The sequence below is a fragment of the Jeongeupia naejangsanensis genome, from assembly GCF_016865585.1.
Taxonomy (GTDB): domain Bacteria; phylum Pseudomonadota; class Gammaproteobacteria; order Burkholderiales; family Chitinibacteraceae; genus Jeongeupia; species Jeongeupia naejangsanensis.
This window is the reverse complement of sequence record NZ_JAESND010000017.1, coordinates 26,387-37,929: the sequence shown is the minus strand read 5'-3', so window position 1 is coordinate 37,929 and position 11,543 is coordinate 26,387. Positions and strand designations below refer to the sequence as shown.

Annotated in this window: 11 protein-coding genes; 7 read left to right on the top strand and 4 right to left on the bottom strand. The window is 66.5% G+C overall.

The window, feature by feature from the left end; all coding sequences use genetic code 11:
• Together JMJ54_RS18930 and JMJ54_RS18925 are read right to left on the bottom strand one after the other, a co-directional pair.
• Positions 1–125 (bottom strand): pyruvate kinase (locus JMJ54_RS18930; RefSeq protein ID WP_203540097.1); only part of this gene is annotated, 125 nt, incomplete at its 3' end.
• Between the two features lie 125 nt (positions 126–250).
• On the bottom strand, positions 251–841 hold the full coding sequence (locus tag JMJ54_RS18925) for a TetR/AcrR family transcriptional regulator (protein ID WP_203540096.1): 591 nt from the start codon (positions 839–841) through the stop codon (positions 251–253).
• Between the two features lie 229 nt (positions 842–1,070).
• Here JMJ54_RS18925 and JMJ54_RS18920 point away from each other — a divergent pair, with 229 nt between their 5' ends.
• From JMJ54_RS18920 to adeC, 3 genes are read left to right on the top strand one after another with little or no spacing between them, the layout of a single operon-like run.
• Entirely contained in the window at positions 1,071–2,246 is a 1,176-nt protein-coding gene (locus JMJ54_RS18920) for an efflux RND transporter periplasmic adaptor subunit (RefSeq protein WP_203540095.1), read from the top strand.
• Between the two features lie 14 nt (positions 2,247–2,260).
• Positions 2,261–5,419, top strand: coding sequence for an efflux RND transporter permease subunit (locus tag JMJ54_RS18915; protein WP_203540094.1), 3,159 nt, complete (start codon positions 2,261–2,263; stop codon positions 5,417–5,419).
• Complete coding sequence (adeC, locus tag JMJ54_RS18910; RefSeq protein ID WP_203540093.1) at positions 5,412–6,878, top strand: AdeC/AdeK/OprM family multidrug efflux complex outer membrane factor; 1,467 nt, start codon at positions 5,412–5,414, stop codon at positions 6,876–6,878. Before JMJ54_RS18915 ends, adeC begins: the two co-directional genes overlap by 8 nt.
• Positions 6,879–6,955: 77 nt before the next feature.
• Here adeC and JMJ54_RS18905 read toward each other — a convergent pair whose 3' ends face one another.
• Positions 6,956–7,891, bottom strand: a complete 936-nt coding sequence (locus JMJ54_RS18905) for a LysR family transcriptional regulator (protein ID WP_203540092.1) — start codon at positions 7,889–7,891, stop codon at positions 6,956–6,958.
• Between the two features lie 69 nt (positions 7,892–7,960).
• On the opposite strand from JMJ54_RS18905, the gene JMJ54_RS18900 reads away from it, so the two are divergent.
• Genes JMJ54_RS18900 through JMJ54_RS18890 form a run of 3 tightly spaced genes read left to right on the top strand, consistent with a single transcriptional unit; the run spans position 7,961 to position 9,873 of the window.
• A complete protein-coding gene (locus JMJ54_RS18900; RefSeq protein ID WP_203540091.1) occupies positions 7,961–8,695 on the top strand; it encodes an SDR family oxidoreductase in 735 nt (244 codons plus the stop codon).
• A 6-nt stretch (positions 8,696–8,701) separates the two neighbouring features.
• Positions 8,702–9,541, top strand: a complete 840-nt coding sequence (locus JMJ54_RS18895; protein ID WP_203540090.1) for a branched-chain amino acid aminotransferase — start codon at positions 8,702–8,704, stop codon at positions 9,539–9,541.
• Between the two features lie 20 nt (positions 9,542–9,561).
• Positions 9,562–9,873, top strand: coding sequence for a DUF1330 domain-containing protein (locus JMJ54_RS18890; protein WP_203540089.1), 312 nt, complete (start codon positions 9,562–9,564; stop codon positions 9,871–9,873).
• Positions 9,874–9,957: 84 nt separating this feature from the next.
• Here JMJ54_RS18890 and JMJ54_RS18885 read toward each other — a convergent pair whose 3' ends face one another.
• Positions 9,958–10,779, bottom strand: a complete 822-nt coding sequence (locus tag JMJ54_RS18885) for a ChaN family lipoprotein (RefSeq protein WP_203540088.1) — start codon at positions 10,777–10,779, stop codon at positions 9,958–9,960.
• Positions 10,780–10,864: 85 nt separating this feature from the next.
• Here JMJ54_RS18885 and JMJ54_RS18880 point away from each other — a divergent pair, with 85 nt between their 5' ends.
• Positions 10,865–11,458: an IMPACT family protein gene (locus JMJ54_RS18880; RefSeq protein WP_203540087.1), complete on the top strand. Its 594-nt coding sequence runs from the start codon at positions 10,865–10,867 to the stop codon at positions 11,456–11,458.
• Positions 11,459–11,543 lie beyond the last annotated feature (85 nt).

Sequence of the window (11,543 nt, the reverse complement as noted above, 5' to 3'; positions counted from 1 at the left end):
TGGGCGGTGCCGTGGGAGAAGTTGAGGCGGACGGTGTTGACGCCGGCCTTGATCAGCTGTTCGAGGACGGCCGGGTCGGTCGAGGCTGGGCCGAGGGTGGCGACGATCTTGGTACCGCGGGGCATGGCTTTCTCCTGTGTCGGAATCGCTGCCGGCCATCAGGCGCCGGCCAGACCGACATTGTCGTCAGCCTGCACCGACAAGTAAATCGCCGTCGCCCATTAGTACAAGCCACCCGATGCCGAACGCCTCAGGTTTCAAGCAGGTTCTGCAAGGTGCTGCGCAGCACCGTCGCGATCGCGTCCAGCGGAACGCCCGGATTGCGGACATTGCGGCACGTCAGCCCTTCGAACAGCGCAATGATGATCTCGGAGCGTGCCTCGAGGTCGGCCAGCGGTGCCAGGCCACGCATCGCCCGGCCCTTGGTGATCGTTTCGGCAAGCCGGTTGCGGGCCAGCCGGTCGCCGTCGCGGACCATCGCCAGCACCTTCGGGTTGCGGGTCGCCTCGGCGAGCACCTCGAGCTGAAGCGCGTCGTCGCTCCCGCACGTCGCCTCCTCGAGATTGTTGCCGGCCTCGCGGATCAGCGCCTGCAGGATGTCCTCTTCGTCATGCAGCGAATCGAGCAGCGCAAGGATTTCGGCCACGTCGCGCTCGACGATCGCCGCGATGATCGCTTCCTTGTTCTCGAAGTAGTGATAGATGTGGCCCACGCTCATGCCGGCGGCCTTGGCCAGCTCGGACATGCTCGCACCGTGAAAGCCGCGCTGTCGAAAACAGTCGGCAGCGGCATCAAGCACCTGATTGCAGCGTGCCTCGCCACGGTCTTGTTCGGTTTTCATGCTGTCCCTCGTATCGCTCGCGCGGCGCAGACTGACGCTTTCATTTGTCATAGCCCGGCGTACTATGCGCTTGCCAAGTGATTTTGATTTTAATTAGAATGGTCATTCTAGAATGATCATTCATTCTATTGCGAACCAAACTGTCTGAACAGTGTCCAGTTACCCCAGCCGCCCGGTTGAAACGCCCGGCGGCAGTTTCCGTTGAATCGACTCCGAAGAAGAGGCCCCCATGCACCTGACCCCGAGACGCGCGCTGGTCGCCGCCAGCCTGATTGCCGGCAGCCTGGCGCTGATCGGCTGCGGCGAACCCAACGCAGCCCAAAATGCCGCGCACCCCGATCCGGTGGTCGGCGTGGTGACGGTCTCCGGCCAGTCGCTGCCGATGACGACCGAGCTGGCAGGCCGTACCTCGCCCTACCAGGTTTCCGACGTCCGTCCGCAGGTCGGCGGCATCATCCAGAAGCGGCTGTTCACCGAAGGCAGTGAAATCAAGGCCGGTCAGGTGCTGTACCAGATCGACCCGGCGACCTATCAGGCCGCGTACGACAGCGCCAAGGCCTCGCTGGCCAAGGCCGAAGCCAATGTGCTGAGCGCGAAGAACCGCGCCGACCGCTACGCCGATCTGGTCAAGATCAACGCCGTCAGCAAGCAGGACTACGACGACGCCTTCGCGACGCTGAAGCAGTCCGAAGCCGATGTTGCTGCCGGTCGTGCCGCAGTCGAAAGCGCACGCATCAACCTCGCGTACACCAAGGTCACGTCGCCGGTCGACGGCCGCATCGGCCGCTCGTCGGTCACGCCGGGCGCACTGGTCACCGCCAACCAGGCCGAATCGCTCGCGACCGTGCAGACGCTCGATCCGATCTACGTCGACGTCACGCAGTCGAGCAACGAGCTGCTGCGCCTGCAGCGCGAACTCGCCAGCGGCAGCCTCAAGCGCGCCGGCACCGATGCCGCCAAGGTCAGGCTGGTGTTCGACGACGGCACGACCTACCCGCTCGAAGGCAAGCTCGAGTTCTCGGAAGTCACCGTCGAGCAGAGCACCGGCACGGTCACGCTGCGCGCGGTGTTCCCGAATCCGAAGCACCAGCTGCTGCCGGGCATGTACGTGCGCGCGGTGATCGAGGAAGGCGTCAACGACAACGCCATTCTCGCGCCGCAGCAGGCCGTGACCCGCGATGCGCGCGGCCAGGCCACCGCCATGGTCGTCGGCAAGGACGACAAGGTCGAACCGCGCATGCTCAAGACCGCCCGCACCGTCGGCGACAACTGGCTCGTCACCGACGGCCTGAAGAGCGGCGACAAGCTGATCGTCGACGGCCTGCAGAAAATCCATCCGGGCGCCAAGGTCAAGACCGTGGCCGCCAGTGGCGCTGCCAGCGCGCCGACCGTCGCAGCCAAGTAAGGGAGAGAACCTAAATGGCTCGTTTCTTCATCGACCGCCCGATTTTCGCGTGGGTGGTCGCCATCATCATCATGCTCGCGGGCATACTGGCGATCCGGACTTTGCCGGTCGCCCAGTACCCGAGCATCGCGCCGCCGACCGTCGCGATCAATGCCACCTACCCGGGTGCATCGGCCAAGACGCTCGAAGACACCGTCACCCAGGTCATCGAACAGAACATGAAGGGCCTCGACGGCCTGCTGTACATGTCGGCGACCAGTGAATCGACCGGTGCGGTGGCCATCACGCTGACCTTCGCCGCCGGCACCGATCCCGACATCGCCCAGGTGCAGGTGCAGAACAAGCTGCAGCTGGCGACGCCGCTGCTGCCTGAAGCCGTCCAGCGTCAGGGCATCTCGGTATCGAAGTCGTCGTCGAGCTTCCTGATGGTGCTCGGTTTCGTCTCGACCGACGGCAGCATGAGCGACATCGACCTGTCGGACTACGTCGCCGCCAACGTGCAGGACCCGCTGAGCCGCGTCAACGGCGTCGGCAACATCCAGCTGTTCGGCTCGCAGTACGCGATGCGGATCTGGCTCGACCCGAGCAAGCTCAACAACTTCAAGATGACGCCGAGCGACGTGGCCCAGGCCATTCGCGCGCAGAACATCCAGGTCTCGGCCGGTCAGCTCGGCGGCACGCCGTCGGTCTCGGGCCAGCGCCTGAATGCGACCGTGTCGGCGCAGACGATGCTGCAGACGCCGGAGCAGTTCGGCGCGATCCAGCTGCGCATCAACAGCGATGGCTCGACGGTCTACCTGCGCGACGTCGCCCGCGTCGAACTCGGCGCCCAGAGCTACGACAGCGTCGCGCGCTTCAACGGCAAGCCGGCCGCCGGTATCGGTATCCAGCTCGCCACCGGCGCCAACGCGCTCGAGACCCGTTCCGCGGTCGAGAAGAGCGTCGACGAGATGTCGAAGTTCTTCCCGCCGGGCATCAAGGTCGTCTATCCGTACGACACCACGCCGTTCGTGAAGATCTCGATCCACGAGGTGGTGAAGACGCTGGCCGAAGCCATCGTACTCGTCTTCCTGGTGATGTACCTGTTCCTGCAGAACTTCCGCGCCACGCTGATCCCGACGATCGCGGTGCCGGTCGTGCTGCTCGGCACCTTCGGCATCCTTGCGGCGTTCGGATTCTCGATCAACACATTGACGATGTTCGCGATGGTGCTGGCGATCGGCCTCCTGGTCGACGATGCGATCGTCGTGGTCGAGAACGTCGAACGGGTGATGAGCGAGGAAGGCCTGTCGCCGAAGGAAGCAACCAAGAAATCCATGGGCCAGATCACCGGCGCACTGGTCGGCATCGCCATGGTGCTGTCGGCGGTGTTCATCCCGATGGCCTTCTTCGGCGGCTCGACCGGCGTCATCTACCGGCAGTTCTCGATCACCATCGTCTCGGCGATGGCGCTGTCGGTGCTCGTCGCACTGGTGCTGACGCCGGCGCTGTGCGCGACCATGCTCAAGCAGATCGAGAAGGGTCACCACGCCTCGGACAAGGGCTTCTTCGGCTGGTTCAACAACAAGTTCGACGCGACCAACGCCCGCTATCAGGGCATGGTCGGCGGCATCCTGCGCCGCAGCGGCCGCTTCATGATCATCTACGTGCTGATCGCCGCAGGCATGGCCGTGCTGTTCATGCGCCTGCCGACGTCATTCCTGCCGGACGAGGATCAGGGCATCCTGTTCTCGCAGATCATGCTGCCGGCTGGCGCAACGCAGGAGCAGACGCTCGAGGTGATCAAGAAGGTCGAGCACCACTTCCTCGTCGACGAGAAGAAGAACGTCAATTCGGTGTTCTCGGTCGCCGGCTTCAGCTTCGGCGGCAGCGGCCAGAACAACGGCATCGCCTTCGTCAGCCTGAAGGACTGGGACCAGCGCAAGGCCGCCGACGATCACGTCAACGCCATCGCCGGTCGCGCCATGGGTGCGTTCTCGCAGATCCGCGAAGCCTTCGCGTTCGCCTTCGCGCCGCCAGCGGTGATCGAACTCGGCAACGCCACCGGTTTCGACTTCTTCCTGCAGGACCGTGCCGGCATCGGCCATGAAAAGCTGATCGAAGCGCGCAACATGCTGCTCGGCATGGCCGCGAAAGACCCTGCGCTGGTCGGCGTCCGCCCGAACGGCCAGGAAGACAATCCGCAGTTCCAGCTCGACATCGACCAGGAAAAGGCCGGTGCGCTGGGCGTCTCGATCGCCAGCATCAACGACACGATCTCGACCGCCTGGGGCTCGTCCTACGTCAACGACTTCCTCGACCGCGGCCGGATCAAGAAGGTCTACATGCAGTCCGAAGCCTCGGCCCGGATGCAGCCTGAAGACCTGAACAAGTGGTACGTGCGCAATGCGCAGGGCGAGATGGTGCCGTTCTCGGCCTTCGCCAGCGCGCACTGGGACTACGGTTCGCCGCGTCTCGAACGCTACAACGGCCTCTCGGCGGTCGAAATCCTCGGCCAGGCCGCACCGGGCAAGAGCTCCGGCGAGGCGATGAAGGCGATCGAGGACATCGTTGCCAAGCTGCCGCCGGGCGTCGGCATCGAATGGACCGGCCAGTCGTACCAGGAGCGGATGTCGGGCTCGCAGGCGCCGGCGCTGTACGCGATCTCGCTGCTGATCGTGTTCCTGTGCCTCGCCGCACTGTACGAAAGCTGGTCGATCCCGTTCTCGGTGATGCTGGTCGTGCCGCTGGGCGTGCTCGGCGCCGTGCTGGCCACGACGTTCCGCGGTCTTTCGAACGACGTGTACTTCCAGGTCGGCCTGCTGACGACGATCGGCCTGTCGGCGAAGAACGCGATCCTGATCGTCGAATTCGCCAAGGAGCACATGGAAGCCGGCGCCAGCATGATCGACGCCACGCTGACCGCGGTGCGCGAACGGCTGCGTCCGATCCTGATGACCTCGCTGGCGTTCGCGCTCGGCGTGCTGCCGATGGCGCTGAACAGCGGTGCCGGTTCGGGCGCGCAGAACGCGATCGGTACCGGCGTGCTCGGCGGCATGATGTCGGCGACGCTGCTGGCGATCTTCTTCGTGCCGCTGTTCTTCGTCGTGGTGCACAAGATCTTCGACCGCTTCACCAAGCCCAAGGCGCACGCCGCCCCCGCCAAACTCGAGGAGCGCCAACAAGATGCGTAACACCCTCCTGAGCCTGGCCCTGTCCAGTGCTTTCCTTGCCGGTTGCACCTCGATGGCGCCGAACTACCAGCGCCCGGCCGCACCGGTCGAGGCCTCGTGGCCGCAGGGCGCGGCCTACCCGGCCGCGACCGCCGACGGCCGCCAGTTCGCCGACACCGCGTGGCGCGACTACTTCAGCGATCCGAAGCTGCAGCAGGTGATTTCGCTGGCGCTGGCCAACAACCGCGACCTGCGGGTTGCGGCGCTGAACATCGAGAAGGCCCGCGCGCAGTACCAGATCAGCCGTGCCGACCTGTTCCCGTCGATCCGCGCCAGCGGCAGCGGGACCGGCCAGCGCACGCCGGGCAGCCTGTCTGGCACCGGCAATCCGGAAATCAGCCACCAGTACAGCGCCGGCCTCGGCTTCGCATCGTACGAAATCGACCTGTTCGGCCGCGTCCAGAGTCTCAAGGACGCCGCGCTCGAACAGTTCTTCGCCACCGAAGAAGCGCGTCGCAGCACCCAGATCAGCCTGATCGCCGAAGTCGCCAACGCCTATCTGACGCTGGCGGCCGACAACGACCGGCTGCGGCTGGCGCAGGACACGCTGAAGAGCCAGCGCGAATCGTTCGAGCTGACCAGGAAGCGCTTCGACCTCGGCGTCGCGTCCGAACTCGACGTGCGACAGGCGCAGACCAGCGTCGAATCGGCACGTGTCGACGTCGCCAGGTTCACCGGCCAGATCGCGCAGGACGCCAACGCGCTGACCTTGCTGCTCGGCACGCGCCTGCCGGCCGAGCTGCAACCGTCGGCATCGGTCGAGTCGGTCACCGCGCTGCGCGACGTGCCGGGCGGCCTGCCGTCCGACGTGCTGCTGTCCCGCCCGGACATCGTCCAGGCCGAACACCAGCTCAAGTCGGCCAATGCCAACATCGGTGCGGCGCGCGCGGCGTTCTTCCCGAGCATCACGCTGACCGCCAGCGCCGGTACGGCCAGCGCCAGCCTCGGCGACCTGTTCAAGGCCGGCTCGGGCGCGTGGAGCTTCATGCCGCAGATCAGCATCCCGATCTTCGAGGGCGGCCGCAACATCGCCAACCTCGATGCGGCCAAGGCCGACGAGAAGATCGCCGTCGCGCAGTACGAGAAGTCGATCCAGAGCGCGTTCCGCGAAGTCTCGGACGCACTGGCCGACCGCGGCACGCTCGACGAGCAGGTCTCGGCACAGCAGGCGCTGGTCGATGCATCGGCCAAGAGCTACACGCTGTCACAGGCGCGCTACGGCAAGGGCGTCGACAGCTATCTGAACGTGCTCGACTCGCAGCGCTCGCTGTACAGCGCGCAACAGGGGCTGATCTCGATCCGCCTGTCGCGTCAGGCCAACCTCGTCACGCTGTACAAGGTGTTCGGCGGCGGCGGTCAGGAAGAGGCCGCCGCAACGGCAGCCACGACCGGCACCGCAGCGAAGGCCGGCGCAGCGTAAGCCGCCGCATCGCACGCAGCTGCACCGCAGCCAAGCCGTCGTCACCGAGTGACGGCGGCTTTTTTCATTCCAGCCGCTCACGCCGCCGCAGCGCCCTGCCCCAGATGGTCGATCATCGCGTTGCGGAGCCAGCGCACGCCTTCGTCCTCGCGGCTGCGTTCGTGCCAGTGCACGCGGATGTCGAAGGTCGGCAACGGCAGCGGCGTCGGCACGATGTGGAAGGCCTCGGGTGCGCGGAACGAGCGCACCGCGACAGCCGGCATCGTCAGCAGGTAATCGCTGCGGGCCAATAGCGCCTCGACCGCCAGATAGTGCGGCATCGCCAGCCCGACACGCCGATGGATGCCTTTCGAGCGCAGGATGCTGTCGACCAGCGCATGGCCGCTGCTCGACGAATCGATCACCAGATGTTCGGCATCGGCAAAAGCCTTCAGATCCAGCTTGCGCTGCGCCAGATGGTGCTGGCTGCGCATCAGCGTCACATACGGTTCGCGCCGCAGCACCCGGGTATGCACGCGACCGCGGATCATCGGCAGCGAGCCGATCGCGAGATCGACCTCGCCGGCGCTCAGCGCGGTCTCGACACCCTCCCACGGCAGGTTCCTGATCTGCAGCCGCGCCCCGGGTGCCTGCTGCGCCAGCAGGTCGCACAGGTCCGGCAGGAACACCAGCTGGCCGATGTCGGACATGTGCACGCGGAACACCCGCTCCGACTTGCCCGGATCGAAGCCCAGCGGCTGCGACAGCGCCAGTTTCAGTCCTTCGAGCAGCGGCAGGATTTTCTGCCGCAGCGCCAGCGCGGTGTCGGTCGGCGCCACCCCGTGCCGGGTGCGCACGAACAGCGGATCGCCGACGGCCTCGCGCCAGCGCTGCACCATCAGCGACACCGCCGACTGGCTCACATCCAGCCGAACGGCAACCTGACTCAGGTTTTTCGACTCGCACACCATACAGAAGGCGTTGAGCTCGGCGACGCTCCAGTTATAAGTAATACCAATATCAGATAGCAGCATGCAGCGCCCAATAACGCGGTTTTGCTCCCTATTATAAGCCAGACCAATCAATGACTTAGGAGGGCGCCCATGCAAGCACTCCCGCGTACCGCGCTGGTCTGCGGCGGCGTATCCGGTCTGGGGCACGGCGTGGCCGAGGCCTTGCGTCAGTCCGGCCACCGCGTCATCTGCACCAGCTCGCGCCCGGTGCCGCCCGAGCGGCACGACGTCGTACCGCTGGACCTGTACCGGCCCGACTCGGTGCCGGCCTGCCTGAGCGCACTGGCTGCGCTCGGCGACCTGCCCGACATCGTCGTGATCAACGGCCCGGGCCCGGCCAAGGGCACGACCGCCGACCTGTCGGCGCAGGACTGGGCCGACGGCTTCCAGTCGCTGTGGGCGACGCCCTTGGCGCTGCTGTCCGCGCTGCTACCGGCGATGGCCGAACGCGGCTGGGGCCGGGTGATCTGGGTCACCTCGGTCGCCGCCAGCCGCTACATGCCGGGCATGGCGATCTCGACCTCGCTGCGCGCCGGCCTGCACGGGCTGGTAACGACGCTGAGCGCCGAGTACGCCGCCGCCGGCCTCACCGTCAACGCGCTGGCGCCGGGTTATCACCGGACCGAAAGACTGACGCAACTGGGGCTCGACGCCACGGTACTGGCGCGGATCCCCGCAGGCCGGCTCGGCGGCAGCGACGAATTCGGCCAGTGCGCCGCCTTTCTGGCATCGGACGCCGCCGGCTACGTCACCGGCCAGGTGCTGGTCTGCGACGGCGGCTGGCAGCACGGCAGCGCAGCCACGATTTCCACCTTCAAGGAGTAAGCCATCATGCATTCACTGATCTGGTCCGACGGCCAGTGGTCCAGCGGCACAAAGCTGATCGGCGCGGGCGACCACGCCTTCTGGATGGGCTCGACCGTTTTCGACGGCGCCCGCGCCATTCACGGCCAGCTGCCCGACCTGCACGCCCACTGCGAGCGCGCGATCAACTCGGCCGTCACGATGGGCATGCAGCCCAGGGGCGGCCGCGACGACATCGTCCGGCTGGTGCACGAGGGTCTGGCGCAACTCCCCGTCGCGCACGATTACTACATCAAGGTCCTGTTCTACTGTCCGGGCGGTTTCCTGCTGCCGGATCCGGCGACGACGACGCTGGCGCTGCACCTGTTCGAGGCACCGCTGCCGGCCGACACCGGCTTCTCGGCGACCTTCAGCGACTACCGCCGGCCTGCGCCGTCGATGGCACCGACCGACGCCAAGGCCTCCTGCCTGTATCCGAACACCCAGCGCGCGATGCGCGACGCGGCGCAGCAGGGTTTCGACAACGCAATCATGCTCGACCCCGACGGCGCGATCGCCGAGTTCGCCGTCGCCAACCTGTGGCTGGTCCGCGATGGCGTCGCCAAGACGCCGGTAGTGAACGGCACCTTCCTGAACGGCATCACCCGCCAGCGGGTCATCCGGCTGCTGCGCGACGACGGCATCCAGGTCGTCGAAACCACGCTGTGGCCCGAAGACCTGCTGGTCGCCGACGAGGTCTTCAGCACCGGCAACTACGGCAAGGTGCTGCACTGCCTGCGCGTCGATGCGCAGCCGTTCGCCCACGGCCCGGTCGCCCGGCGCGCCCGCGAGCTGTACCTGCAGTTCAGCGCCGCCGGCCCGCGCTGAACCGCCCGACAGGAGCCCGCATGCCCGCCTACGTCATCGCCACCGTCGACGTTCACGACGCCGTCGCCTACGCCCCCTATGCCGAACGGTCGCCGGCAACCATCGCCGCCCATGGCGGCCGCTATCTGGTCCGCAACGGTCCGAAGCAGCTGCTCGAGGGACAACTGCCCGGAGCGCGCATCGTCGTGCTCGAATTCCCGAGCGTCGAGCACGCGCAGCGCTGGTACGACTCCGACGCCTACCGCGCGATCCGTCCGATCCGTCAGGCCGCGTCGCGGGGCAGCCTGTACGTCATCGACGGGCACCAGGTACCGGTCGCGACCCTGGCCTGAACGGCGGCACCGCCACACCCGCGTGCCGATCCGGCCGAAAGCAAAACGCCCCTCATCGAGGGGCGTTTTGCCTGGACGATCCGCTCAACCGAGCGTCGCGCACGGGTCCGGCCGCTTTTCCGCCGGAATCGTCACGACCTTGTCGAACGCCTTGGCATCCTTGTCGCTCTCGAGATAACCGACGCTGAGCACCTGCGACGCCGGTACGCCGGCCAGCCAGCGCGGCACGCCGATGTCAGCGCGCACATGGCCGTTGCCGGCGATCAGCACCACGCCGCGTTGCGCGTTGTCGCGCAGCACCTGCGCCATGAAGGCATCGCGGGCGATCTGCGCCTGCGCCATGCCCGGTACCATCGCCTGCGGCAGCTTGCCGCAATGGCCGACTTCGACCTCGTGCTGCTGGCCGGCGACGATGTCGGCCGCCGGCGCCGCATCAAGGCGCGCCGCCTTCAGTGCGGCCGGGTCGAATGCCGCAGCGTAACCGCCACGAACGACCTTGCCGGCATCGGCGCGCGAGACGTTGGCGGCAATCAGCGGCAGATCGTACTGCAGCGCCAGCGCGATCACCGGCTTGTAGAACGTCCAGTTCCAGCTCGATTTGGCCGGCGCCGCAGCCTTGATCACGGCATCGGCATCGCCGCCCTTGCGCGCCGCATCCAGATCCGCCTGACGTTCGCGGTCGAACTGCTCCATCGCGATCACCGGGCGCCAGCCGGCGTCGACGGCCGCTTTCAGCGCGGCGAATCGGGCCTCGTGGCCGGCGGCGTTGTCGTGGACTTCGCCGAGCAGCACGACGCGCTTGTCGGCAAAGGGAATCGTCACCGTCGACGATGGCGTCGAAGCACACGCCCCCAGCAGCGCGGCGGAAATCAGGGCAAGAAGCAGGGTGCGGGGGGAGCGGGACATGACGCCTCCAGAATAAAAAGAGAATTATTCTCATCCAATATCTTTCACGCTGACAAGCACGATCGCTGCCGTTGATAATCCGTTGATGCCGCTCACACTCGCCGCCACCGTCGAACACACGCTCGACATCAAGAAAAGCCGGTTTCTCGGCCGGGTCGAAACCGTCGCCAGTCGTGCCGACGCGCTGGCGGTGGTCGACACGCTGCGCGCGGCACATCCGGACGCCGCCCATGTCTGCTGGGCGCTGCTCGCCGGCGGCGATTCGGGCATGAGCGACGACGGTGAACCGTCGGGTACGGCCGGCCGGCCTATGCTCGAAGTCCTGCGCCATCACGACCTCGAAGGCGTGCTGGCGACCGTGGTGCGCTACTACGGCGGCGTCAAACTCGGCGCCGGCGGTCTGGTCCGCGCCTACACCGACGCGATCGCGGGCGCCCTCGTCAACGCAGTCAAGACCGAGCGGATCGCCATGGTCCACGTCGCACTGACGCTGCCTTACGCCGATGAAAACCGCGTTCGCCACTGGCTGCAACAGCAAGGCTTCGAGGTCGTCAGCGCCAGCCACGCCACGGCGGTCACCCTGACGGTTTCACTACCGCAAGCCGCGAAAGAGGGCAGTGTGCGCACGCTGACCGACCTGACCTCCGGCCGTTTGCACCACACCGACGCCGCCGGCTGAGCACACGCCGGCCCGGTGTGAAGCACGGGTTTTCCAGCTACTTACAGAGTTAACAGTCAAATCTGTGTAATTCATGCTTACCAAC